This is a genomic window from Listeria floridensis FSL S10-1187 (assembly GCF_000525875.1).
Classification (GTDB): Bacteria; Bacillota; Bacilli; order Lactobacillales; family Listeriaceae; genus Listeria; species Listeria floridensis.
This window is the reverse complement of record NZ_AODF01000020.1, coordinates 46,799-71,815: the sequence shown is the minus strand read 5'-3', so window position 1 is coordinate 71,815 and position 25,017 is coordinate 46,799. Positions and strand designations below refer to the sequence as shown.

Here is a 25,017-nt window from a genome sequence, read left to right as displayed (position 1 = left end):
TTCAGAGCAGAGAAGCTCTGGTTTTTAAGTAAATGAGAGGAGGTTGGTTCTGTATGATGAATCGTGTAGTTTTGGTAGGACGTCTGACGAAAGACCCTGAACTCCGTTACACTCCGGCGGGGGTAGCCGTTGCGACTTTCACACTAGCTGTGAATCGAACGTTTACAAACCAGCAAGGAGAGCGGGAAGCAGATTTCATCAATTGCGTAGTTTGGCGGAAACCAGCTGAAAACGTGGCGAACTTTCTTAAAAAAGGAAGCTTAGCAGGCGTTGACGGTCGAGTTCAAACTCGAAATTATGAAGGTCAAGACGGAAGACGTGTTTACGTGACTGAAGTGGTTGCTGAAAGTGTTCAATTCTTGGAACCTAAAAACGCTACAAATAGTGGCGGAAACGGGTATCAAGGAAACTCCGGCGGCGGTTATAATAACAACAATAACTACAACGCCAATGCTGGCGCTGGTGGATACAATCAGAACCAGCAATCTTCATCTCAAGGTTTTGAACGTGCGAATAATAACCCGTTTGCAAGCGATGGCAAACCGATCGACATTTCGGATGACGATCTGCCATTCTAAACGGGTAGACTGTATGATCAAACCACAATTATTATTTTTTAAGAGATAGGAGGAGAAAAGAATGGCTGGAGGACGCAGAGGCGGACGTCGTCGTAAAAAAGTATGTTACTTCACTGCTAATGGAATTACACACATCGATTATAAAGATGTTGAATTACTAAAAAAATTCATCTCAGAACGCGGTAAAATTTTACCTCGTCGTGTAACAGGTACAAGCGCGAAATATCAACGTAAATTAACAGTTGCTATTAAACGTGCTCGTCAAATGGCTTTACTTCCATTTGTTGCTGAGGAAAAATAAGCATTAAAACAAAACTGGTTTCGGATTTATCTGAAATCAGTTTTTTTGTGTAAATAAAATCACAAATGTGCTATAAATAATAGAGAAGTAGTGCTAAAGTGAAGAGGTTATTAAATATAGTAAGTAATATAATTGTAATATTCCAAATATAATACAAAAAAACACAGAAAAAGGCATTTTTTTGTCGTTCACGACTGAAACTAGACATTTCATTACATTTTTGGTTTTTCCTTCTTTTTTCGTTGTAAAATGTAAATGGAGGTGAAAAGATGAGTAGTATAGCTGACAAAATTTCTTTTACAGAGAAGATGGCAGACAGACTCGTTTCAAAGGAACGATTTCAAGCGGATGAAGAAAGCTATGCAAAAGCTAAGTATGGAATGGAAGTCATTCTGATCAATACGATGAAAATCAGTTTGGTGTATTTGATCGCGATTATAGCTGGAATATTTTTACAAACATTAATTGTTCATTTAGCATTCTTGGTATTACGCCGTTATTCCTTTGGATTACACGCGCTGAAAAGCTTTAATTGCACACTAACGAGCTTGCTCATGTTCACAATTGGTCCATTCATCTTTCAAGAAATTTCATCTTCCAATCTAATAGTGATGGTTGTTTTTGCATTTGTAGTACTTAATATGCTCCTATACGCACCCGCAGATACAGAGAATCTCCTTGTTAGGGTTAGAGAATCGAAAAACACTTAGAAAGAAGGCGCTTTTGAGTACACTTTTTTTTATTTGGAATTACACTTATTATACCTATTCCTGAAGTGAAGACTCTAATCATGTTGGGAGCATTCTATCAAGTGGTATGCATTCACCCACTCACGTATAAAATTCTTAAGAGGAGGTTCAAAAATTATGAAATCTATGAGTAAAAAAAATTGTTCAATTTGCAAGTAAAAAATTAGAGGATAAAGCTCTTAAAATTGCAGAAACCTCTATGAAAAAATCGTGTTTTGGTCTAACGTATGAACCTAAGAACCCTATCGTAAATAGTTTAACCAAGAAAGAAAAATAAACAATTTGCAGGATTTCGGCAATGAGAAAAATATGTTAAGATATGTATAAAGGTTTGAAGTATCAAAGTGCGGAGGCTTTCGATGAATCCTACAACTATCAATTTATTTTTAGCTATCTTAATTCAAACAATTGGATTTTTTATTGTCGTCCAAATTTTAACTGGAAGAATGCTTAAATGGAAAGAGGGGCTAGTAGTTATGGTATGTGCCATAGCATCTATCCCTCTGTTTTTGGTGATTAGTTATTGGGTTAACTTGATTCTAATCGCTATTTTTGCATTGGCTTTATTATATAAAAAACAAACAATATTTCTTTCGATAACCGTTGCATCGCTGACGTTTATTATCTCAATTCTAAGTGATTATTTATTTAATAACATTTTTCTTGTATTAATAAAAATTCCTGTAAGTGAGCTTTATAATCATGCTTTAACTACAGTTGTGTATGCTGTTAGTATGATGTTGATCGCTTGCTTGATAGCATATGTACTTAAAAAAGTTATTGATAAATGGAATCTCTACACATATATCAATCAGAAAAAATACGGCTTCATTACAGTTGCCATTGTCTTATTAACATTACTAATCTACCATCTCAATATATTTTTTAGTGCAGCGGATGGTTTCGTTCAAGAAATTGTTAGGCTGAATACGGTTATTTTCTTAGCTTATTTCGCAATTTTGATTGGTATGCTTTATCTTGTGCTTCAATCTGCTGTTCAGGAAATTCAAATGAAAAACCAGCAAGAACAGTTCGTTCAGCTTCAGGAATACACTTCGACACTCGAAACGCTACACAATGAGATGCGAGTTTTCCGTCATGATTACATTAATATCCTTTCCAGTATGGCAGGATACATTGATGAAAATGATATGGAAGGGCTAAAAATATATTTTGAGAAAAATATTGCCCCGATTAACCACCAATTCGAAACAAATGACTATAAAATTTCGTCGCTGCAGAATATCCACGTAACGGAACTGAAAGGTTTGATTGCTATTAAATTGATTCGCGCTCAAGAGCTGAATATTGACGCGATTGTGGAAGTCGTGGAAGGAATTGATAAAATTAATATGCCAAGTGTGGATCTTTGTAAGGCTGTCGGTATTTTGCTCGATAATGCGGTTGAAGCTGCACTTGAAAGTGATAATCCAACTATTCGGGTAGCGATCTTTAAGAAGGAAGAAGCAACCGAGATTGTTTTTGCGAACAGCGTGCCAGCGAATATGCCGCCGCTTTATAAAATCTTTGAAGATGGTTTTTCGACAAAAGGAACGAATCGCGGGATTGGGCTTTCAAGTTTGAAAGAAACCTTGCAAAAGTATCCAAATGTGACGCTTGATACGAAACTGAGTGAACGGGAATTTATTCAGGAATTGGAAATTGTATAGAAATAGAGGAGGTTTGTGATGCTTCCAATTTTTATTTGTGAAGATAATAAGATTCAAAGGGAACGACTTGAAAAGAACATTGAAGATTTTATTATGCTTGAGCATTATGATATGGAACTCGTGAAAGCTTCGGCTGATCCCAATGAGATTTTGGAAGCGGTGAAAGAGCAAAATAGTCTTGGTCTTTATTTTCTCGATATTGATTTACAGCAGCCTGAATTAAATGGTTTTGAGCTTGCTAAAGAAATTCGCAAGCTCGATCCGCGTGGTTTTATTATTTTTATTACCACACATGCTGAACTGACATACTTAACGTTTACGTATAAAGTCGAGGCGCTTGATTACATTATCAAGGATAATATTTCTGAAGTGAAAGAACGCGTACATGCTTGTCTCGATAGTGTTCAGCAGCGGCTTTTGGATGATCGTGAGATGGAAAACTATTTTACATTTCATGTTACAGAGAAAAAAGTTATCCATGAAAAAATTGATGATATTCTCTTTTTTGAAACCTCGTCGAAGATTCATAAAATCGTGATGCACGGTAAGAATCGGCAAATCGAATTTTATGCAAAGATGAAACAAATTGAAAAGTTGCTCGGAGAACCGTTCTATCGATGCCACCGCTCTTTTCTCGTGAATAAGAATAATATCAGCGAAGTGGACGTCACGAACGGAACCATTACCATGTCAAACGGAGAGACGTGTATTGCTTCCAATAAGCTGATTAAGGGATTAAAATTATAAGAAAAGTCGGGTCTGTTCGGTTGAACGGGGTCGGCTTTTTTAACAATATTTGAAAGTCGGCTGGATAAAAGGTAAAATAATAGGATGAATAACTCTAGTTTTTGCGTGTAAGTGGAATTATGTCATTAAAAAACAGGGAGCTGAATGGAAAATGCAAAGCTTTTTTTGAAAAAAAGAATGCTTAAATATCCATTATACGGCTTAATTGCTGCGACAATTATTTTATGTGTCATCACTTTTTTCTATGCTTGGTGGCTCTCCGTTGTTATTTTTGTAGCAGGTATAGCACTGATTACGGCGATGTTTTATTTTGAACATCGTTTGAATCAAGATGTGCAGAATTATGTTTCTAATTTGACGTATCGGATTAAGCGCAGCGAGGAAGATGCGCTTGTTGAGATGCCGATGGGAATCATGCTGTATGATGAAAATTATAATATTCAGTGGGTCAATCCGTTTATGGCTAAGTACTTTGATAACAAGAGTGTAGTCGGTGATTCGCTTGAAGATGTCAGCCCGGAATTTTTTGCTGTAATCAAAAGCGAGGATGCGAAAGGTGTTCAGTCAATCGCTTGGCGCGATCATCGTTTTGACACGATCATTAAACGGGAAGAGCGGATCTTATATTTATACGATCGCACTGATTATTATGAGCTTAATAAGAAATATCAAGAAGACAAAGCGGTTTTTGCTATTATTTTTCTAGATAATTATGACGAATGGGCCCAAGGAATGGACGATCGGCGCAGGAGCGCGCTGAATAATCTGGTCACTTCGATGCTAACGAACTGGGCAAGGGAAAGACGGATTTACCTTAAGCGAATTAATGCGGATCGTTTTATGGCTTTTTTGAGTGAGGCAAAGCTCGCTAAACTGGAAGAAGAAAAGTTTCAAATTCTTGATCGCATCCGTGAGCGGACGTCGAAGCAAAATATCCCGCTGACACTTAGTATTGGGATTGGGCATAGCGAAGATGATTTGATAGACCTTGCTGACCTCGCGCAGTCGAGTCTGGATCTTGCACTTGGACGTGGCGGGGATCAAGTGGTGATTAAAGCGCCGGAAGGGCATGTTCGCTTCTATGGCGGGAAGACGAATCCGATGGAGAAGCGGACGCGTGTGCGTGCTAGAGTTATCTCGCAAGCACTTCAAGAACTGATTACGCAAAGTGATCAAGTTTTCGTAATGGGTCACCGCTTTCCAGATATGGATGTAATTGGGTCGAGCTTAGGGGTAATGCGGATTGCAGAAATGAACGACCGCAATGCTTATGTGGTTGTCGAGCCGGGCAAAATGAGTCCTGACGTCGAACGTCTAATGGCCGAAATCGAAGAGTATCCCAATGTAATCAAAAATATTGTCACGCCGCAAGTGGCGAATGAAAATATTACGAATAAAAGTTTGCTCGTGATTGTCGATACACATAAGCCGTCGATGGTTATTAATAAAGAACTCTTAGATTCGGCTTCAAACGTTGTTGTGATCGATCATCATAGACGTTCGGAAGAATTTATTGAAAATCCGGTTCTTGTTTATATTGAACCATATGCATCTTCAACAGCAGAACTTGTTACGGAACTGTTTGAATATCAGCCGGATCTTGAGCAAGTTGGAAAAATCGAAGCGACGGCGCTTTTATCGGGGATTGTTGTCGATACGAAAAACTTTACGCTTAGAACGGGTTCGCGCACATTTGATGCGGCTAGCTATTTAAGATCGCTTGGCGCGGATACGGTGCTTGTCCAGAATTTTCTTAAGGAAGATTTGGATACGTTCAGGCAACGCAGCGGTTTAGTTGAATCGCTTCAAATTTACCACGATGGTATGGCGATTGCAAAGGGCGAAGAAGGTGAAGTATTTGGGACGGTGATTGCGGCTCAAGCGGCAGATACAATGCTTTCAATGGAAGGTGTTGAAGCTTCGTTTGTAATCACGCTGAGACCGGATAAGATGATCGGGATCAGTGCGAGGTCACTTGGAGAAATTAATGTACAGGTCATCATGGAAAAACTTGGTGGCGGCGGTCACCTATCAAATGCGGCAACCCAGCTTAAAGGTGTGTCAATTGAAGAGGCGGCAGCACAGCTGACTGAGGCGATTGATGCTTATTGGAAAGGAGAGACTTGAGGATGAAAGTTATTTTTTTTAAAGGATGTTAAAGGTAAAGGTAAAAAAGGTGAAACGAAGGATGTGGCGGATGGATACGCTCAAAACTTTTTGATTAAGAATGGTTATGCGGCGGAGGCGAATGCTCAAAACATGAGTGCACTACGCGGTCAGCAGAAGAAAGCAGAGAAGGTGGCAGAAGAAGAGCTAGAAGAGGCTAAAGCACTCAAAGCTAAGCTAGAGAATTTGACAGTTGAACTGAAAGCAAAATCTGGCGAAGGTGGTCGCTTGTTTGGTTCGATTACGTCTAAACAAATTGCCCAAGCTTTGCAAAAGACGGAAGGTATAAAAATTGATAAGCGCAAACTTGATCTTCCTGATGCAATTCGTTCTCTTGGTTACACAAATGTCCCAGTAAAATTGCATCATGAAGTAAGTGCTACGCTTAAAGTACATGTTGTTGAAGAATAATTTTGAAATAAAGGAGCGTTACGTCAGTGGATACTTTTCAAGATCGAACTCCGCCGCAAAATGTTGAGGCGGAGAAAGCTGTTCTTGGTGCGATTTTTCTTGAACCGAATGCACTGATTACGGCTTCTGAAATATTAATGCCGGATGATTTTTACCGGCAGTCACACCAACTGATTTTTGAAACAATGCTCGATTTGAACGATCATGGTAAGGCTGTGGATGTGCTCACGGTTTATGAGACGCTTTCGGCGAGCGGTCGGATTGAAGATGCCGGCGGATTGCCTTATTTAACGGAGCTTGCAGGCTCGGTTCCGACGGCAGCAAACTTGGAATATTATGCGCATATTATTGAAGATAAGGCGCTTCTTAGACGTTTAATCCGAACGGCAACACAAATTGCGACGGATGGTTATTCGCGTGAGGATGAGCTTGATTCGCTTATGGATGAAGCGGAGAAGAGTATTCTAGAAGTTTCGCAGCGGAAAAATGTCGGAGCGTTTAAGAATATTAAAGATGTACTTGTCAAAACGTACGATGATATCGAGATGCTACATAATCGCAAGGGTGATATCACAGGGATACCAACTGGGTTTAAGGAGCTCGACAAGATGACAGCGGGTTTTCAGCGGAATGACTTGATTATTGTAGCTGCTCGGCCGTCGGTTGGGAAAACGGCTTTTGCACTGAATATTGCACAAAATGTCGCAACGAAGACGGATGAAAATGTGGCGATTTTTAGTTTAGAAATGGGCGCTGAACAGCTTGTCATGCGGATGCTTTGCGCGGAAGGCAATATCAATGCGCAGAACTTGCGGACGGGCTCGCTTACGAATGATGATTGGCAGAAACTCACAATTGCAATGGGAACGCTGTCTAATTCAGGTATTTATATTGATGACACACCAGGTGTCCGCGTAAACGAAATACGTTCGAAATGCCGTCGTTTGAAGCAAGAAACAGGTCTTGGAATGATCGTTATCGATTACCTTCAGCTTATTCAAGGAAGCGGCAGAAGCGGAGAAAACCGGCAGCAGGAAGTTTCTGAGATTTCGCGGTCTTTAAAGGCGCTCGCGCGGGAGCTTGAGGTTCCGGTTATTGCGCTTTCGCAGTTATCGCGGAGCGTGGAGCAGCGTCAAGATAAACGGCCGATGATGTCGGATATTCGGGAATCGGGTTCGATTGAGCAAGATGCGGATATTGTGGCTTTCTTGTATCGTGAGGATTATTATGATCGCGAAGGTGAAAATGACGGCACAATTGAAATTATCATTGCGAAACAACGGAATGGTCCGGTTGGCGATGTGAAATTGGCGTTTGTAAAGGAATATAATAAATTTGTGAATCTTGAGGTGCGCTACGATGATTCGTTCGCACCTCAGGGAGCATGAGGTTTGGTTTACCCCGCCAGCATTCGCTGGTGGGTTTTTTGATGAGTGTGAAAAAGTGAGATGGATTTTGAAGGAAGGGCCATAAGTTTTGGCAAGGGAGAATCGGGAATGTAAAAAAGAATGGGAAGGGGCGGGTCATAATGTTTGAGGAATATAAACGGATTCTTGTGGCAGTCGATGGATCAAAAAGCGGGGAAGCGGCTTTTCTTAAGGCAATACATGCAGCGATACGGAACAAGGCGCAACTCCTAGTTTTGAATGTGATTGATACGCTCTACTTTGCAAATTTGACGGCACTTGATGGCGGGGAAATGGTCAATCAATTTCGGGAAACGGCGGAAAAGCTGCTTTTAGGTTATGAGAAGCAGGCGAAAGAGCTTGGTGTGGAACAGGTAGAAACGCTTGTGGATTACGGGCCGCCTAAGGCTACGATTGTGGAGATTGCTGAAGAGAAATTTCATGCGGATTTGATAGTGGTTGGAGCAGTCGGTGATTCAACGTTTTCACGAATCTTGCTTGGTAGTGTTGCTTCGTATGTGACGCTTCACGCGAATTGCGATGTCTTGGTTGAGAGGGAATCAATTTTGAAGGGGCATGAAGAATAGGTAGCTTCGTTTTGGCAGGAGGATTTTATAAAAAAACTCGTTTTTAAAGTCATAAAGTATCAAATTCGTTTTATGTCATAATCTCTGTTTCTTTAATAATCTACTAAACAAATATCAATTTGTCCCTTATAATGAAAGAAAACTAAGGAGGCTTCTGATGTCCAAAATACTTATCGCCGACGATGATGAAGCGATTAGAAAACTAGTCGGCCATTACATAACTGCAGAAGGTCATACGCCTGTTTATGCAGAAGACGGTGCAGCGGCAATCACTCAAATGGAAAAAGAACAAGTGGCACTCGCAATCGTAGACTTGATGATGCCGAAACAAGACGGTTTTACGGTTAGCCGCCATATTCGTAAATTTTATGACATCCCGATTATTATGTTGACCGCGAAAAATCAGCTAGCCGATAAAGAAATGGGGTTTTCGGCGGGGACAGATGATTACCTCACAAAACCGTTCGAACCAGAAGAGCTAATTTTTCGGATGCGCGCTTTGCTGCGGCGCTTTCATGAAGCAAGTGAAAAAACAGTGACAGCGGGGAAACTAGTGATTGATAAAACGAGTTACACAGTGAAGTCGGGGAAAAAAGAATGGATAATCCCTGTGAAGGAATTTGAACTACTTTACACGCTCGCAAGTTACCCTGACCGAATTTTTACGCGAGAAGAACTGATCGAGCGGATTTGGGGACAAGACTACGATGGACTTGACCGGACTGTCGATGTCCACATTAAGCGGCTACGGAGTCGATTTGATGTAACCTACGGTATTGAAATTGTGACGGTTCGTGGCGTTGGCTATAAGTTGGAGGTTGTATCATGATGCGTTCGATTTATGCAAGGTTTGTCGCGGTTACACTCGCTGTCATGGTTATCAGTAGTTTTCTCGGATTCTTCCTCTCCAATATTTACTACCAAGTCAAACTTAAGCCGGTGAATGATGAAAAAGTGACACAAGTTGCTAAACGGGTTGCGGCGTATTATCAGCAAAATTCGGCGCTCGATCTTTCCAGCTACTTAGAGCAAATCGGAGACACAGGCTATCAGCTGATGCTCGTTAACCAAACGGGAGAAAAGCGGTTTTTTGGCGGTGATTTTCGGGTGAAAACGATTGATGCGGCGGTGGTGGAACGTGTGCGCGCTGGTGAAATTTATCACGGCATTGACGAATTTAAGCGCGGTTTTTTTGTGACGGGCTTTTTTGATAATCACTTGAAAAATTCGATCGGCGTGCCGATCGAAACCAAGGATGGTCGGATGGCGCTTTTTGTTAGGCCGAATCAGGAAGCGCAGTTTGGCGAGCTTAGGATTTTCTTTGCGCTTATTTTGGTACTCACGGCGGTTATCAGCGTTATTCTTGTGTTTATCAGTACGCGGATGGTTGCAAAGCCGATTACAAAACTTACGGCGGCAACGGAAAAAATTGCTGCCGGTGATTTTAATGTAAAACTTAATACGAAGCGGCAAGATGAAATTGGACAGCTCGGTGCGTCGTTTGCCAAGATGACAAAGGAACTGGAGGCGCTTGAGGCGTCACGCCAAGAGTTTGTTGCGAACGTGTCACATGAACTTCAATCTCCGCTCACTTCGATTCATGGCTTTGCGGAGCTGCTTTTGAAGGATCAACTCACGAAAGCGGAGCGAACGGAATATTTGGAGCTGCTCGTGCGAGAAACGGGGCGGCTTTCAGGGCTTACGAAACAGCTTTTGCTGCTCGCATTTCTAGATAAGGAAGAGGAAGGGCAATTTGGGGAGAAAACGGCGGAACCGGCTGCGGGAATTCGAAATGCAGTCAGAATGCTTGCGTTTCGCATTCAAGAGAAAGACTTGAGTGTAATGATGGAATTGACGGATGATAGGGTGATCGGTGATCCGGAACTGGTGGATCAGGTGTGGCAAAACTTGGTTTCAAATGCAGTGAAGTATACTCCAGAGGGAGGTAGCATCCGGATAACGTCGGCGCCCGAGGCGGGCGCCGTCAAAGTCAGCATCTGGAACAGCGGAGCGGGGATTCCGGCAGCGCAAATCGACAAAATTTTTGACCGCTTTTACCGGCTCGATTCGGCAAGAAGTCGCGGCGAAGGATCAAGCGGGCTCGGTCTTTCAATTGTTCAAAAAATCGTCAAGCTGTTTCATGGGACTGTGACGGCGGAAAGTGATCCGGAAGCAGGGACGATGTTTACGGTTTGGCTGAAAAAAGCAGATTTGTAACGAGAAGTTCATATTCCGTTCATATCCGGCTCTTAAAGTAAGGTTATAAGAGAAGGAGTTGAGCAATATGTTTTTAGCGTTACGTGAATTGAAACACGCGAAATTGAAATTTAGTCTCGTTGTCTTCATTATGGTATTGATCGCTTGGCTTGTACTGTTTGTGACAGGGCTTGCGAATGGGCTTGCAAGTGACAATGGTTCGGCGATTGAAACGAGCAAGGCGACGGGTTTTGTTTTACAGAAGGATTCGGATAACCGTTTAACGCGGTCAAGTCTCTCGGAAGAACAGGTGGAATCGGTAGAAAGTAAGTATGGCAAGGATGCTGCGCCACTTGGCATTCAAATGGCGACGATTACGAAACCGAATGCGGATCAAAAAACCGATATTACGTTCTTTGCGGTTGATCCAGACGGGTTTTTAGCGCCACAAATTTCGACAGGTGAAAAACTTGCCGAGCAAGCAGAAAATGAAGTGGTTGCCGATAAAAAATTGCAGGAAAGCGGTTATAAACTTGGCGACAAGCTGGAAGATCAAATGAGCGGTCAAATCTACACGATTACTGGTTTCACGGAGAAGCAAACTTACAGCCACACGCCGGTTTTATTTACGACGTTTAAGGGTTTTGAAAAAATTCAGCAGCAAAAAGGCGGGCTAAATACGGTTGCGCTTGCGAATGATAAAGGAGCAAATTTTGCAGAAAAAGGCTTAGTTTACGCAGACAGCAAAGAGGTGTTGCAAAACATTCCAGGTTATTCGGAAGAGCAAGGATCGCTTCTCATGATGATTGCCTTCCTGTTCGTGATTGCAGCGTTTGTCCTTGCGGCGTTCTTCTACGTCATCACGATTCAAAAAATGAATCAACTCGGTGTTTTAAAAGCCATCGGAGCAAAAACAAGTTATTTGGCTAAAAGCATCATTTTCCAAGTGGTCTTTCTAGCGGTTGTCAGTTTGCTCATTAGCAACTTGTTGACCTTCGCTGTCGCAGCGATCCTGCCAAACAGCATGCCTTTTGATCTAAGTCCGCTGACAGCACTTCTTTGTTCGGGGCTATTTATCTTGATGGCAGTACTAGGTTCGATATTATCGCTTAGCCGCGTAGTTCGTGTTGACGCGCTAGAAGCAATCGGGAGGGCAAACTGATGGAAAATCCAAAATTGCAACTTAAAAATGTATCCAAATTCTATCATGACGGTGAGGCGACCATCGAGGTCTTAAAAGATGTGAATCTCGAAGTGAATCAAGGCGAGTTTGTGGCAATCGTCGGCCCATCTGGCGCTGGAAAGAGTACTTTTCTTTCGATTGCCGGAGCACTTCTCACGCCGAGCGCAGGCGAGGTGTTCGTGGACGGTGAAGCGGTCACAAATTTGTCCAAGAAAAAATTAACGGAAAGAAGGCTAAACCAAATCGGCTTTATCTTCCAAGGTGCTAATCTTGTTCCGTATTTAACGGTATTTGACCAACTGATGGTGCTTCCGGTTCTTGGCGGGAATCGTAGCGGCGGCAAGACTTTTGCGAACCAGCTTCTCGGCGAACTGGGACTAGCGCAGCGCAAAAATCAGTATCCCGACCGGCTTTCTGGCGGAGAGCGGCAGCGGGTTGCGATTGCGCGTGCGCTGATGAACGATCCAGCGATTATTTTGGCAGATGAACCGACGGCAAGTCTTGATTCTGAGCGCGGTCGTAAGGTGGTTGAGATGATCGCGACGGAAGTGAAAAGAAAAAATAAAGCGGCAATCATGGTGACGCATGATGAGCGGGTTCTGGATTTGTGCGATCGCGTAGTGAAAATTGAAGACGGAAGGCTGATTGAAGCGCGCTAAAAGAACTTTGGGTGGCTTAGGGCGTTCGAGTTCTCAAGAATTTTTCTGAGCCGAAAACGGTATAAATTTCCAAAAGCGAACATTATTTTTTCAATCAAAAAAAATGTTCGGGATATTCATTGACGAATGAAGATCGAGAAGGTACAATGGAACATGGAAATGAAGGGGCCAGCTCGGTCTCCCAAAGATCAATAAAAGAGGTGTTTGCATGTCTTCAGTTGTTGTTGTCGGAACACAATGGGGCGATGAAGGAAAAGGAAAAATCACGGATTTCTTGTCGGAAAATGCGGAAGCAATTGCGCGTTATCAAGGAGGAAACAATGCGGGTCACACGATCAAATTTGATGGTGAAACGTACAAACTGCATTTGATTCCATCGGGGATTTTTTATAAGGAAAAGATCAGTGTAATCGGAAACGGTATGGTTGTTGACCCGAAAGCACTTGTTGAGGAACTAAAATACTTGCATGATAAAGGAGTCGAAACGTCGAATTTACGCATTTCGAACCGGGCACATTTGATTTTGCCATACCACATTCGGATTGATGAAGCAGATGAGGAGCGCAAAGGTGCGAATAAAATCGGCACAACGAAAAAAGGCATTGGCCCGGCTTACATGGACAAAGCGGCACGTGTTGGTATTCGTGTGATTGACTTGCTCGACAAAGAGACTTTTAAGGAAAAACTTGAGCATAATTTGCAGGAAAAAAACCGTCTTTTGGAACGCTTTTATGAACTAAATGGCTTCGCGCTTGAGGATATCTTGGACGAATATTACGAATACGGTCAGCAGTTCAAGCAATATGTCTGCGATACGTCCGTTGTGCTTAATGACGCACTTGATGAAGGGAAACGCGTCTTATTTGAAGGTGCGCAAGGCGTTATGCTTGATATCGACCAAGGGACGTATCCATTTGTTACGTCGAGCAATCCCATTGCTGGCGGAGTAACAATCGGGAGCGGCGTTGGTCCATCGAAAATCAATCATGTTGTTGGCGTTGCGAAAGCCTATACGACACGTGTTGGCGACGGCCCATTCCCAACAGAACTGTTTGATGCAACTGGAGATAGAATTCGCGAAATCGGGCGTGAGTATGGTACGACTACTGGAAGACCTCGCCGTGTTGGCTGGTTTGACAGTGTAGTAGTTCGCCACGCACGCCGAGTTAGCGGTTTGACTGATCTTTCACTGACCCTTCTTGATGTACTCACCGGAATTGACACCTTGAAAATTTGTGTCGCTTATAAGCTAGACGGCAAAACAATCACAGAATTCCCAGCAAGTCTAAAAGATTTGGCGCGCTGCGAACCGGTTTATGAAGAGCTGCCAGGCTGGCATGAAGATATCACAGGTGTAAAATCACTAGATGATCTTCCGGCAAATGCTCGTCATTATATGGAACGAATTGCACAACTTACAGGCGTTCAAGTTTCGATGTTCTCGGTTGGACCTGACCGGAATCAAACGCACGTTGTAAAGAGTGTATGGCGTCCAGTTTGATAAAAAAATGAGTAAACGCCCGCGTTCCTGCGGGCGTTTTTTGTAGGATAAAGATTGAACCTGTTTGCCGGCTTCATTGATCCATCCGTAACTAGAATTGATTGACGCAATTTTATAAAGGTGCTATCATGTAAGCAGAAACATAAGTGTTCAGTAGTAACACCCAAAAATCCTAGCTGCTACAACAGCTAGGATTTTTAAACGGGGTTAGAAGAATGTCGCCTACTTATTTTTTGTGGTTACGTCGATCTTCTAACTTGTATTTAAAATAGGCTATAGTACAGCCGACTACAATCGGTGCAACCACACTTAGAAACATAAGTTTCAGCATCAGTAACACCTCCTTCCAGCGACAAATAGTCGTTAGAAAGGTAGACGACGCCCGTATTATAGCATAGTCAACTGAATGAAGGTAAAGTGCAAAATAGCAAAATAGGCCAATGATTTAGCGCTTTTTAACAAAAACAATAGCAGAAATTTTAAAAAACCCCATTGTTGCAATAGCAATAATGGGGTTTTACTAAAAGGCGTACAAAATTTTAACACTTTTTTTTAGGGGAATAAATTGGTCTAGTCGCTCTTTTTTTACCTGAGAAAACTTTAACAAATTTAATCAAATTGAAATAGAATAAGCTTATTAAAAATTTCACAATCTTTATTTCTGTTGTGGTGGTGTGAGGTAATTCACTTCATTTTTAAGTAATTTGTGAAATTCTTTCATAATAGTAAGTAAAAAGCCTCTAATTTTCAGTGTATATAGTAAAAACTTCTAGCTTTTTAAATGTTCGTGTTGCAATAGAACAGTAATATGTGGTAAAATTTCTTTAGTGATAGCGCTTACATTGTGAAAAGGAGAAATTTGTATTTTACAAGATCATTTTGCAAAACTTCTATTTTAAGGTATCATTAAAATAGGAAAGTCACTATCTTTATGAAATTGGTAAGGTAGTGGGAGCTAACGCAAGACCCAAGAATAAAGAGGGGGAAATACATAATGGAACAGAAACAAGAACAACTATCACGCGGTTTGAAGAACCGCCACGTCCAACTGATTGCCATTGGTGGCGCAATCGGTACAGGACTATTCCTTGGTTCAGGTAAATCCATTCATTTAGCTGGTCCATCTATTTTATTCGCCTATATGATTACAGGGGTTATCTGTTTCCTGATCATGCGTGCACTTGGTGAATTGTTGCTATCAAATTTAAATTACCATTCATTTGTTGATTTTGTGCAAGACTACTTTGGTAATGCAGCAGCTTTTGTAACTGGCTGGACTTACTGGTTCTGCTGGATTTCAATTGCGATGGCTGATTTAACAGCGGTAGGTCTTTACACGCAATTTTGGTTCCCGAACGTAGCACAATGGGTACCAGGCTTAATTGCACTTGTAATCTTACTTGTCATGAACCTTGCAACAGTTAAATTGTTTGGTGAAATGGAATTTTGGTTTGCACTTATTAAAATTATTGCGTATTTTAGCACTGATCGTAGTTGGTATCTTTATGATCATCCGAGGATTCTCGACTGACGCAGGTGCATCTACATTCACGAACTTATGGAGTCATGGCGGTTGGTTCCCGAACGGAGCAAATGGATTTATATTATCCTTCCAAATGGTAGTATTTGCCTTCGTTGGTATTGAACTCGTGGGTCTTACGGCGGGTGAAACAGAAGATCCAGAACGTGTTATTCCGAAAGCGATCAATAACATTCCAATCCGGATTATCATTTTCTATATCGGAGCACTTCTTGTAATCATGAGTATTTATCCTTGGAACTCGATCAATCCAGCTGCAAGTCCATTCGTACAAGTATTTACAGCAGTTGGTATTGCGGCAGCGGCAGGGATTGTCAATTTCGTCGTGCTTACCTCAGCGGCGTCAGCGTGTAACAGTGCAGTCTTTAGTACTAGCCGAATGATCTATTCACTAGCTAGAGAAAAAAATGCACCTAAATCGATGACAAAACTGACTTCGCATAAAGTACCAGCTAACGCGCTCTTCTTCTCGACGGCTGTTATCTTGATCACAGTTATTTTGAACTATATCATGCCTGAAGGTGTATTTACACTTGTAACCAGTGTTTCGACTGTATGTTTTATCTTTATCTGGGGCATTACAGTGCTAGCGCATATGAAATATCGTAAAACACGTCCAGAATTAGCTGCAAAAAGTAAGTTTAAAATGCCGCTTTACCCGGTTGCAAACTATGCAATTTTAATCTTCCTAGCATTTGTACTTGTGGTACTAGCGCTGGCTGAAGATACTCGTGTGGCACTATTTATCACGCCGCTATGGTTTGTCGGCGTTGTCATCATTTACTACATCCGTAAATCGCGGATTGAACGCAAAAATCAAACTGAAGAACTAAGTGAATAAGTTGAAAAAAGAAACGGCTAAGTTGGGCGGATAAACGTCTGACTTAGCCTTTTAAATTTAAAATACTTGCAAAAAAAACGGAAAGTGATAGAATAATAATGTTGCTGGAAATTCTTAATGGGGGTTATTAGCTCAGTTGGTAGAGCAGCTGACTCTTAATCAGCGGGTCGGGGGTTCGAACCCTCATAACCCACTTGGGTGCCAAACCCACGGAGCCTAAGAATGGTTGACGTTTGCGGACGTTTGGAAAATCATTCTTGAGGCTCTTTTTTTTGTGCTTTGGGGCAGAGATGGGGCAGAGATTTGCGAAAAGGGATTTTTGAACTCATCCGCGGTCTTTTTTGTTTTTTAAAAAGAGGCTCAAATGAGATTGCAGATTATGATAGAAATGAAAAATTGTTTTTAAGTGAAACCTTTTATTTATACAAGATTAGATCCGGCAATGTTATACTTGAATTAGAAGGAAACAACTGGGGGGGGAGATAGATGCAGATTTCAGAAATGAAAAATATTGGACTAGTGAATGAAAAAAAGCTGAATGAGGCGGGAATTATGTCCGCTGAAGAATTGCGGCAAGTTGGAACGGAGCAGGCTTTCCTTAGTGTAAGACACCTAGTCGATGATGGAGCCTGTATTCATTTTTTGTATGGGATTGAAGCTGCTATCCAAGATATTCCTAAACGTGAGTTGACGGAGCGCCGAAAAGCAGAGTTAAGACAGTTTTTCAGAAATCTAAATATTGATTGAATAAAAGCGGCATGAAGAATTAGCTTCACGCCGCTTTTGTTTTTTTTTTTGAAATACTTTAATGATCGCTTTCCAGAGGGAATCAAATTTGTAAGGAGATCTCGTTTAAGTAAAGTAAATCTTGCGGGTCGATTTTTAACGTACATAACGGATGCCCGCTTCCACCGAAAAGATAGTCGCTTTCGAGAAGTTTTTTATCTATCATCGTTGGTAGTTTATGGCCGACAAGCGGGATGTTTGGTGGGAGAAAGCCGGTTTTTTGTTCGATTTTCTTGGAGGATGCGAGTTTGAGTCGAGAAAAGGATAACCGCTGCCGTAATTCTTCAAGATTTAGTTTGCCGTAAGCAGAGCTCAGGATGACAGCGAAGAGACCTGTATCGCCTTCGAGGATGATGGTCTTTGCAGCCTTTGCCAAGTCAAACAGCCCGGCTGCATCTGCCAAAGACAGGATCGGTTTATCATGCCAAATAAGTTCGAAATCGGCTTGTTCGGAAAGTAAATAATCTTCAAGATCAGCAATGTTCATGTTGCTAGGCTCCTTCAATCAGTATTTCTTATATACATCAATTGTATTCCCAAAGTTAATATAGTAGCGGCCGTAACTATACATCAAGCCGTATTTTTCCCGATAAGTGTCGACGGTTTTTCGTAAGAATTCTTCGGTTACTTCAAGGTGCTCGGCAACCTCGTGGTACTCTCGCTGTCCTTGGTAGAAGCTCTTAATGATGGATTCTAAGGGGATGAGTTCCTCGTAGCCTCGCCGTCTTGCAAATGTTTCTTGTTTGCGATTTGTAAGTTTGCGCTGGTCAATAATATTCCCGTAAGTGTATTTCCAGTGCATGAGTTCTTCAATTAAAAGACAGCTCTTTTCGATTTGTGTTTTTCGGCTGTCAATAAAAATCGTCCCATTTAGATAGAGTGCCGGTAGCTTTTCTGGCATTTTTTCTTCTTTAATCAAAATTTGATTTTCATAGTCATGTACGAGTTTTTCATACATCGCGATTCACTCCCCGCGGTGGAGCCGTTTTTTCATGTCAATATAAGCTAAGATATCGCGCATTTCTTCGTCGGTTACATCATCGTCTAAATGGGCGGCAATGGTCATTACATGCTCATTTTTTTCTTCGCTGTGATCACGCGGCGGAAAGAAAGCGTCAATTGGCTGGTTGAAGATGCCCGCAAGTTCATAAAGAACATCTTGGCTGACTTTGCGCTCGCCGTTTTCATAACGACTGACAGTTTGTCTCGTTGTATTTAGTTCAGCAGCAAGTATTTCTTGGCTGATTCGCTTGTTTTCACGAAACTGTCTGATTTTATTTCCAACAAATTTATTGAGTTCCATGATTCATCTTCTCCTTTGTTTAATTACTGGCATTATAACATATTGTAACCTTTTTGGAAACAAAAGGATATGTTTAGCACCGATTAGTTTACCTGTAACCAAAATGGTGCTAAAATGGAAGAATAAGACAACTAATGGGGGGATTGGATGTAAATAAACTAAAACAAGTTTTGCTAGAGAGATAGAGAAGTCCGAAAAGTCACGAGAAAGAATGTTTTTGGAGAGGAGGCTAATGATGGATAGTCTGTTCCAAATACTGTTCAACTACTTATTTGGAGAAAACAGCATGATACTTCAAGCCTTGTTTTTGTTTTTTTGCTTGTAAACTATCTGCTTCAGCTCTTCCGGTTAGCGGAGCAAAAGTGCCTTACTGTTCCGCTCGTATTTCGGCTGCTTTTTAAACGGCTGGCTATTTTATTAGTAATTATTATCAGTCGCCAAGCTGATCTAGTAATGGGAGAAGTAAGTGTGATCCGTGATTCAGTCGCTTTTTTTTTATTTGGCGAATGAATTGCTTATTATCATTGAAATACTGATGCAAATGGGGGTTAAGATACCTAAAAGTTTAAGGACACTAGTTGAAGTATTTAAAACAAATGCAGGAGAGAGTAAACGAGATACAGAAAATAACGGGGAAAAGTGAAGAAACCAAAGAGAAGCGCCAACCGGCGCTCCTCTTTTTGATGTTGCTTGTTTGAACTTGTGCAGCTTGAAAATCAGTTAGTGGATATGTTTCTTGAAAATAGATCGTGTAAATAGTAGGTTGAAAAGCAAGAATGCGCTTGTCATGTAAAACACAATCGGATAGCCGAATGCGGCTGATGCGCTTGATCCGATCAGCGGACCGGCCACGTTGCCAAGGCTTTGCGAACTTTGATTGTATGAAAAGATGCTGCTTAGCGAATCGCGAGGTGAATTTTTGTTGATCAGCGTGTTGATGGAGGGCATCAATGCGCCAGTAGTGAATCCAAGCAAGAAGCGTAGCAATCCGAGCTCAAATGGACTTCTGACCCACGCCATTGGAAGCATCAAGATGGCTGCTGCGATAAGACCGCCAATTAATACTTTATGGTTTCCGATTTTATCTCCGAGGCGTCCAAGGTACGGCGATGCTATCAAGGCGGAGATTCCAGGTGCTGAGATAATGATGCCGCTGATGAGAGAAATATTAGTATCGCTACCGAGGAGTTCGCGAATGTAAAGCGGCAAAATCGGACTGATTGATGTATTGGCAATTTGGATAATAAAAGTCGTTAGAAAAAGACCGAGAATCAAATTTTTAGCGGGTAATCTGGCGAAAAGTTGTCTCGTTGTGAACGCTTTTTCCCGAATAATGGGTTTAAAATCTTCTTTTAGGAAAAATAAAGTGAGCAAGAAAGTTAGCAGAAGGACGAATCCGGTGATGAAAAAAACTGGGCGGTATCCAAAACTGTCTGCCAGTATTCCGCCGATTAATGGACCGATCAGTGTGCCGGTAATGGTTCCGGTCGAAAGGAATCCGAGTGCCCAGCCGCTTTTGTTTTGCGGAACTTGGGATGCGACGAGTGCAGTGGCGTTTGGAATGTATCCAGACAAAAGCCCGTTTAGCATTCGCAATATAACGAGCTGATAGACGTTTTGGACGAGACCGAGACAGCCCATTGTGATGGTCATGCCGAGCGAAGCCCGAAGCAACATTAAACGACGCCCTTTTTTATCAGCAAGGCGTCCCCAAAAAGGTGAGACAAGTGCGGAGGTTAAGGCTGTTGCGCTCACAGCGATACCTGACCAGATGTTCAGCTCGGTATGATCGGTTATGCCCAAATCAGCAATGTAAAGCGACATAAATGGCATTACCAGGTTGAAGCTGACGCCTGTTAGAAAACAGCCGAGCCACGATATATACAAATTTCTTTTCCAATTTAATTTTTGATCCAAAAAAATCGCTCCTCATTTTTACGTTTCTATCGTACTCCGATTTTGTGCGAAAGTAAACTAGTGGTAATTTATGCTAAACATAGCATAGTTTTTGCAAAAGTTACTTTTTTTTGTAGGCTTAGACATGAGGGCATGTTATACTGAAATCAGGAATAAAGGTTCATCATAGTCTGACTATAACTTTATTCTAAAAAATTTCACAAAAAAGGGAGAATACTATGAAAAAAACTACAAAAATCGGGTGCGGGTTATTAGCTTTATCCATCGGGTTAGCATTACCAACCTCAGTATTTGCAACAAGCGCTCCAGAAACAGACAAAGCGGATGCGATTGTAGCAAAGGCAAGCGAAAGTGAAATTACAACGCAAGCAGCACAGACAGAAACAGAAAGTGCAAAAACAACGTCAGCAGCTGAACAAACAGAGACGGTTGCGCCAAGTGCAGATCAAGTTGTAGCAAAAGATGCGCAAGTAAAAGAAAATACCGAAACAAAAGATGCGGCTGTAACACCGAAAGCAGAAGCACCTACTGTAAAAGCAGCAGTACCATTTGCAACAGCGAAAGCAAATGTGACAGTTGAAGTGAATGCTTCGGCACCTGTAGGGTTTTTTGTGACGCCGAAAGATAATACAATTGCACTTAGTTTTAAAACGAATCCAGATGTTCGTACAATCGGTAGTAAAACAGTTGTAATTGAAGCAACAGATGGTGCGACCACGGAGGAAATTACAGTAAAATATGTAGTAAAAGATACAAAAGCACCTGTGATTACGCTTCAGGATGAACAGCCGGAAATTTGGTTAGATGAAGAGTGGACTCCGGATGATTTTGTTTTTGTAGAGGATAACTCTGGAGATTATACACTTTCTTTTGCTAATGGGAAAGAAACATTAGATACCTCAAAAGCTGGAAAATTCTCTACAGTTATTGTTGCACGAGATGCGGCAGGAAATGAATCGCGAATGACAGTGAATTATGAAGTAATTGATCCCGATGAGTTAGTGTTCGAAGGTGACTTTGACGCACCTGTAATTGATAAAGCAAAGTCTACGGCAACAGATATTTACGGAACGACAGAACCATACGCTTATGTTGTTGTATTTGACGAAAATGATGAGTTTATCGGTGAAGCTGATGCTGATGCAAACGGAAACTTCCATATCAAACTAGATCGTGCTCTTGCGAAGGGAGAAACTGTCTATCTAGTGTCGCTTCTTGAAGCGGACGATTATGACTTCCTTTCCAGTGACGTGGCTGAATATACGTATAATGGTAATGGAACGGTTACGGTAAAACCGGCTGAGCCTGCAAAAACTGCTCCGATCAAAAATGCGGCAGTTTCAAGCTCAACGGAAAAAGCTTCACTTCCAAAAACTGGTGACAGTAGCACGGATGGATTTGTAGCAGTTGGCGCTTTGGCGACATTGCTTGCAACTTTATACTTAAGAAAACGCAGTTAATAAACTGAAAAAATAAGCAGAAACTCGGCGGAAACCAGATTCTTCATTGGTTTTTGTGCCGAGTTTCTGCTTTTCTTAATTTGTAGCTAGTACGTAAGGCTAAACGTTTATCGGTTTAGTACAAAGTAAGAGATTCCTGTAGCAACAAGAATAAGTATCGCCGCTAAAAGAATAATCCATAAGGTTGTCTTTATAAATTTCCCTGCCAAGAAAACTACTCCTTTTATATAATGTTCATTTATTGTATCATGATATTAAATTTTTTGAAAATAGAAGTTAAAGTAAATGAAATGAGCAGGATAAGCAGAGCTACCCTCCTACTTGATAAGCACTTTTCTTTCATATTAAACATGATATAATGAGAAAAAGAATAATTTTTTACTAACTGGAGGAGCGCTTATGCGTACTTTACTTGAGAAAAGTATTCGCAGACGAATGGAGCTGCTGGAGATTTTGATCGCTGACAATCGCTGGTATAAGCTTGAAGATCTTGCTGTTAAACTAGAATGTTCAAAACGTACGCTGAATAATGATATTGCAGCGCTGCAGGAAGAATTAATGGCAGATTGGACACTGCAAACTTCACGTAAGCTTGGTGTTCAGCTAGATACACCTGAAACAGCACACATCGATCAGCTTTATCAGCATTTTATGCAAATGAGTACATCTATTAAACTCTTGCTTGGCTCGTTTTATGAGCGCAATAAGACGGTTGAGGAATGGGCGGATGTGCTTTTTATCAGCCCGTCATCGCTTTTATCGTCTGATTCACCGGGTGCGAAGCAAAGTGAATCAATATGGTGTGACGCTAAACGTTAATCCGGTTTCGGTTGCTGGATCTGAACCGCAGATTCGCTATTTTTTTGCGCAGCTGTTTTATACGACATATGGCGCTGAAGCATGGCCGTTTCAGGCGGATGATCGGGAATCGATTGATAAACTAATCGTAGAACATGAACGACTCGCTGGGTACAAGTTTGTTTACCCGCATAGGCAGTCGCGTTTTTACTGGTTTGAAGTTAGTTTGGAGCGGATGCGTCAGGGATTTCGGGTGGAGCTTGAGGGAATTTATTTTCAGCATTTTGAAAATGAAGACAAGCTCGGCTACACGTTTGAAACGTTTGAGCAGGAGACGGGTGTGAGTTTTGAACGCGGTGATATTTATGGGATTAAACTGCTACAGCTCGAAGGTTTGCAGTATGATGATGATAATACGATATTAAAAACGCTTGCTTTTTTCGGGAAATATGCACCGGAAGTGAAGCGGCAAGCGGAAGCGCTTTTGGCGGATATTGTTTCGGGATACGGGCATGAGCCAGAAAATGCTGATGCGGTTTTGTTACAGTTGTTGGCCTATTTGATTTACTTGAAGCAGTTTACGGAATTCGATAGTTTTGTTGTTTCAAAACGTGGTTATGTAACCAATATGCTTCAAAGTGAGTTCCCACATTTTTGTCAGTCGATTGTTAAGGCAACGCAGAAAAATACGTTTGAGGCGGTAAGTGCTGAGACGGTGATTTTCTTGCTTGGTACGATGTGGGAGGATTTAATTGATGAAAGCAAGCGTGAACTTACGCCGATCCGGATTTTAGTGGCCTCACAGCTTAGTGTCAGTAATACTCGTTTTTTGAAAAAGATGGTCAATATTCGCTTTAGAGAGCAAGTTGAGCTTGTCGAAATGAAAGAGACGGCCTTGACCGAGGAGTATTTGCGACGCGAACAAATTGATTTTGTCTTAGCTGACTTCATTGTCTCTGCCGAAATTGATGTCCCGATTGTCGAAATTAATTACTATCCAAGTGACCGTGATTGGCGGAATATTCGTCATAAGATCAGAGCCATTCAAGAGAAAAAAGGATGAACAAGCCCTGCGAGAAGCAGGGCTTTTTTGTTTGTTTGAAACTAGCCCAAAGGATATGAAATATATCACATATTAGTAAAATATCTTTTTGTATTAGAAAGGAAACTTTCTTTTATAATTTGAGGGAGTGGAAATTGGTCTAGTGTTAAAATTATTATGAGAGATTAAAAAAACTTGATTATAATGATTTTTAGATGAGATTTTGTTTAATTGGTACGATAGAAAAGGAAGGATTTGGTAAAACAATTTCCAGTTTTAATAAAAAATCAATATTTGTTATATTCTTAACTAGTTTATAAAGAAATGTACGATTTTTTGTCACAATTTCGTGATTTTTATATATAACAGGCTATTTCAGTTTTCAAGTTTAAGTGTAGAATTGCTTGTGAAGATACTTGGCCAAGGTCTTTAAAAAAATAAAGGGGTTTGAAACTATGAGGGTACACGGAGAAAAGTTATCAAGCAAAGTTATGAAATCAATCGCGGTTTCCGTAACTTTGTTAGGCGTGACGACGGGCACTTTGATTTCTAGTTCCGGAATGGAAGCGGAAGCAGCTTTACCTCAAGGAGAAATGACGGCTGATATGGCGGCAATGTTCTTGCCTTCTCAGTACAGCACGACAGCTATCTATAATGATTCAACTCAAACGCTAGATTATACTGCAAAACCTGGATCGCGTTATAGTATTGCCAGATTTAACATCGGACTTCCAAGAACAACGACAGAACTTGAAGTTGGAAAAACTTATCGTGTGAAATATGTCATTGATGCGAATTCATCTGCGAATTATTTAATTCAATGGATGGGGACACAAACAAATCCAGATTCTGGTTACTTTGATAATTTCACAGGATACGTCCAATCAAAGGGTTCGCTTGTTTTGAATGAATATACACCGGCGATGTGGGGAGGTTCGCTGATCGGATTTAATGAGAGCAATAATCGAGATTATGAGATGATGTTTGATGTGAAAGTGAACAATTTAATTGAAGGAATTAATAATCATGGTTACTTGATGGCGGTCTCAAATGGAACGCATCCAGATTGGACGGTGCGCCTGAAAGCAGCTTATGTAACGGAACTGGATAGAGATGAAGGAATTGTCTCAAGCAAACACTGATTTGCTGGGCGGATGATGCGGAAAAAGGGAATAT

At 41.3% G+C, this 25,017-nt stretch carries 26 protein-coding genes, 1 tRNA gene and 2 pseudogenes; 24 read left to right on the top strand and 5 right to left on the bottom strand.

The window, feature by feature from the left end; translation table 11 throughout:
• The first annotated feature begins 53 nt into the window (after nt 1-53).
• The 15 genes and pseudogenes from ssb to MFLO_RS08655 all read left to right on the top strand — a co-directional run bounded on the left by ssb (nt 54) and on the right by MFLO_RS08655 (nt 14,154).
• A complete protein-coding gene (ssb, locus tag MFLO_RS08720) occupies nt 54-578 on the top strand; it encodes a single-stranded DNA-binding protein (protein WP_036097541.1) in 525 nt (174 codons plus the stop codon).
• Nucleotides 579-639: 61 nt separating this feature from the next.
• The gene (gene rpsR, locus MFLO_RS08715) at nt 640-879 is read left to right on the top strand and encodes a 30S ribosomal protein S18 (RefSeq protein WP_036097540.1); all 240 of its coding nucleotides are present in this window, start codon (nt 640-642) and stop codon (nt 877-879) included.
• Nucleotides 880-1,148: 269 nt separating this feature from the next.
• Entirely contained in the window at nt 1,149-1,589 is a 441-nt protein-coding gene (locus tag MFLO_RS08710) for an accessory gene regulator B family protein (RefSeq protein ID WP_241433599.1), read from the top strand.
• Between the two features lie 178 nt (nt 1,590-1,767).
• The gene (locus tag MFLO_RS17230; RefSeq protein WP_149023010.1) at nt 1,768-1,905 is read left to right on the top strand and encodes an AgrD family cyclic lactone autoinducer peptide; all 138 of its coding nucleotides are present in this window, start codon (nt 1,768-1,770) and stop codon (nt 1,903-1,905) included.
• Nucleotides 1,906-1,987: 82 nt separating this feature from the next.
• Nucleotides 1,988-3,298, top strand: a complete 1,311-nt coding sequence (locus MFLO_RS08705) for a sensor histidine kinase (protein ID WP_036097538.1) — start codon at nt 1,988-1,990, stop codon at nt 3,296-3,298.
• A gap of 18 nt (nt 3,299-3,316) precedes the next feature.
• On the top strand, nt 3,317-4,045 hold the full coding sequence (locus MFLO_RS08700; protein ID WP_036097537.1) for a LytR/AlgR family response regulator transcription factor: 729 nt from the start codon (nt 3,317-3,319) through the stop codon (nt 4,043-4,045).
• Nucleotides 4,046-4,189: 144 nt separating this feature from the next.
• Complete coding sequence (locus tag MFLO_RS08695) at nt 4,190-6,172, top strand: DHH family phosphoesterase (protein WP_036097536.1); 1,983 nt, start codon at nt 4,190-4,192, stop codon at nt 6,170-6,172.
• A 6-nt stretch (nt 6,173-6,178) separates the two neighbouring features.
• Nucleotides 6,179-6,622, top strand: a pseudogene (gene rplI, locus MFLO_RS08690) (50S ribosomal protein L9); the annotation flags it as partial.
• Between the two features lie 26 nt (nt 6,623-6,648).
• Complete coding sequence (dnaB, locus tag MFLO_RS08685; protein ID WP_036097535.1) at nt 6,649-8,010, top strand: replicative DNA helicase; 1,362 nt, start codon at nt 6,649-6,651, stop codon at nt 8,008-8,010.
• 140 nt (nt 8,011-8,150) lie between these two features.
• Nucleotides 8,151-8,615 (top strand): universal stress protein, encoded by a 465-nt coding sequence (locus tag MFLO_RS08680; RefSeq protein ID WP_036097534.1) that lies wholly within the window; start codon nt 8,151-8,153, stop codon nt 8,613-8,615.
• 157 nt (nt 8,616-8,772) lie between these two features.
• A complete protein-coding gene (locus MFLO_RS08675) occupies nt 8,773-9,444 on the top strand; it encodes a response regulator transcription factor (protein ID WP_036097533.1) in 672 nt (223 codons plus the stop codon).
• Nucleotides 9,444-10,832: a sensor histidine kinase gene (locus tag MFLO_RS08670; protein ID WP_036097575.1), complete on the top strand. Its 1,389-nt coding sequence runs from the start codon at nt 9,444-9,446 to the stop codon at nt 10,830-10,832. The genes MFLO_RS08675 and MFLO_RS08670 overlap by 1 nt, the downstream gene beginning before the upstream one ends.
• 67 nt (nt 10,833-10,899) lie before the next feature.
• Nucleotides 10,900-11,973 (top strand): ABC transporter permease, encoded by a 1,074-nt coding sequence (locus MFLO_RS08665; RefSeq protein WP_036097532.1) that lies wholly within the window; start codon nt 10,900-10,902, stop codon nt 11,971-11,973.
• Nucleotides 11,973-12,653 (top strand): ABC transporter ATP-binding protein, encoded by a 681-nt coding sequence (locus tag MFLO_RS08660; RefSeq protein WP_036097531.1) that lies wholly within the window; start codon nt 11,973-11,975, stop codon nt 12,651-12,653. The genes MFLO_RS08665 and MFLO_RS08660 overlap by 1 nt, the downstream gene beginning before the upstream one ends.
• A gap of 208 nt (nt 12,654-12,861) precedes the next feature.
• The gene (locus MFLO_RS08655) at nt 12,862-14,154 is read left to right on the top strand and encodes an adenylosuccinate synthase (RefSeq protein WP_036097530.1); all 1,293 of its coding nucleotides are present in this window, start codon (nt 12,862-12,864) and stop codon (nt 14,152-14,154) included.
• A 226-nt stretch (nt 14,155-14,380) separates the two neighbouring features.
• Here the strand turns inward: MFLO_RS08655 and MFLO_RS15390 are convergent, their stop codons facing one another.
• Nucleotides 14,381-14,485 (bottom strand): type I toxin-antitoxin system Fst family toxin, encoded by a 105-nt coding sequence (locus MFLO_RS15390; protein ID WP_241433598.1) that lies wholly within the window; start codon nt 14,483-14,485, stop codon nt 14,381-14,383.
• A gap of 663 nt (nt 14,486-15,148) precedes the next feature.
• Here MFLO_RS15390 and MFLO_RS08650 point away from each other — a divergent pair.
• From MFLO_RS08650 to MFLO_RS08635, 3 genes and pseudogenes are all read left to right on the top strand, one after another.
• Nucleotides 15,149-16,535, top strand: a pseudogene (locus MFLO_RS08650) (amino acid permease).
• A 121-nt stretch (nt 16,536-16,656) separates the two neighbouring features.
• Nucleotides 16,657-16,728, top strand: a tRNA-Lys gene (locus tag MFLO_RS08645).
• A 293-nt stretch (nt 16,729-17,021) separates the two neighbouring features.
• Nucleotides 17,022-17,282 carry a TfoX/Sxy family DNA transformation protein gene (locus MFLO_RS08635; protein ID WP_036097527.1) on the top strand — a complete coding sequence of 87 codons (261 nt, stop codon included), beginning with the start codon at nt 17,022-17,024 and terminating at the stop codon, nt 17,280-17,282.
• 82 nt (nt 17,283-17,364) lie between these two features.
• Here MFLO_RS08635 and MFLO_RS08630 read toward each other — a convergent pair whose 3' ends face one another.
• Genes MFLO_RS08630 through MFLO_RS08620 form a run of 3 tightly spaced genes read right to left on the bottom strand, consistent with a single transcriptional unit; the run spans nt 17,365 to nt 18,624 of the window.
• Nucleotides 17,365-17,808: an aminoacyl-tRNA deacylase gene (locus MFLO_RS08630; protein WP_036097526.1), complete on the bottom strand. Its 444-nt coding sequence runs from the start codon at nt 17,806-17,808 to the stop codon at nt 17,365-17,367.
• A gap of 18 nt (nt 17,809-17,826) precedes the next feature.
• On the bottom strand, nt 17,827-18,279 hold the full coding sequence (locus MFLO_RS08625; protein ID WP_036097524.1) for an ImmA/IrrE family metallo-endopeptidase: 453 nt from the start codon (nt 18,277-18,279) through the stop codon (nt 17,827-17,829).
• A gap of 6 nt (nt 18,280-18,285) precedes the next feature.
• Nucleotides 18,286-18,624: a helix-turn-helix transcriptional regulator gene (locus tag MFLO_RS08620; protein WP_036097523.1), complete on the bottom strand. Its 339-nt coding sequence runs from the start codon at nt 18,622-18,624 to the stop codon at nt 18,286-18,288.
• 270 nt (nt 18,625-18,894) lie between these two features.
• Between MFLO_RS08620 and MFLO_RS17225 the strand changes: the two genes are divergently transcribed.
• Nucleotides 18,895-19,134 (top strand): phage holin family protein, encoded by a 240-nt coding sequence (locus MFLO_RS17225; RefSeq protein WP_420912527.1) that lies wholly within the window; start codon nt 18,895-18,897, stop codon nt 19,132-19,134.
• Nucleotides 19,100-19,267, top strand: coding sequence for a phage holin family protein (locus MFLO_RS17220; protein ID WP_077913198.1), 168 nt, complete (start codon nt 19,100-19,102; stop codon nt 19,265-19,267). The genes MFLO_RS17225 and MFLO_RS17220 overlap by 35 nt, the downstream gene beginning before the upstream one ends.
• A gap of 77 nt (nt 19,268-19,344) precedes the next feature.
• Here the strand turns inward: MFLO_RS17220 and MFLO_RS08610 are convergent, their stop codons facing one another.
• Nucleotides 19,345-20,541, bottom strand: a complete 1,197-nt coding sequence (locus tag MFLO_RS08610) for a multidrug efflux MFS transporter (protein WP_036097521.1) — start codon at nt 20,539-20,541, stop codon at nt 19,345-19,347.
• A gap of 218 nt (nt 20,542-20,759) precedes the next feature.
• Here MFLO_RS08610 and MFLO_RS08605 point away from each other — a divergent pair, with 218 nt between their 5' ends.
• The 4 genes from MFLO_RS08605 to MFLO_RS08595 all read left to right on the top strand — a co-directional run bounded on the left by MFLO_RS08605 (nt 20,760) and on the right by MFLO_RS08595 (nt 24,983).
• Nucleotides 20,760-22,001, top strand: a complete 1,242-nt coding sequence (locus MFLO_RS08605) for an Ig-like domain-containing protein (RefSeq protein WP_036097520.1) — start codon at nt 20,760-20,762, stop codon at nt 21,999-22,001.
• A gap of 399 nt (nt 22,002-22,400) precedes the next feature.
• Nucleotides 22,401-22,820, top strand: coding sequence for a helix-turn-helix domain-containing protein (locus MFLO_RS16415; protein WP_241433597.1), 420 nt, complete (start codon nt 22,401-22,403; stop codon nt 22,818-22,820).
• Nucleotides 22,789-23,862 carry an AcpB/EbpR/MafR family transcriptional regulator gene (locus tag MFLO_RS08600; RefSeq protein WP_241433596.1) on the top strand — a complete coding sequence of 358 codons (1,074 nt, stop codon included), beginning with the start codon at nt 22,789-22,791 and terminating at the stop codon, nt 23,860-23,862. The genes MFLO_RS16415 and MFLO_RS08600 overlap by 32 nt, the downstream gene beginning before the upstream one ends.
• Nucleotides 23,863-24,296: 434 nt before the next feature.
• On the top strand, nt 24,297-24,983 hold the full coding sequence (locus tag MFLO_RS08595) for a hypothetical protein (RefSeq protein WP_036097519.1): 687 nt from the start codon (nt 24,297-24,299) through the stop codon (nt 24,981-24,983).
• The last annotated feature ends 34 nt before the right edge of the window (nt 24,984-25,017 follow it).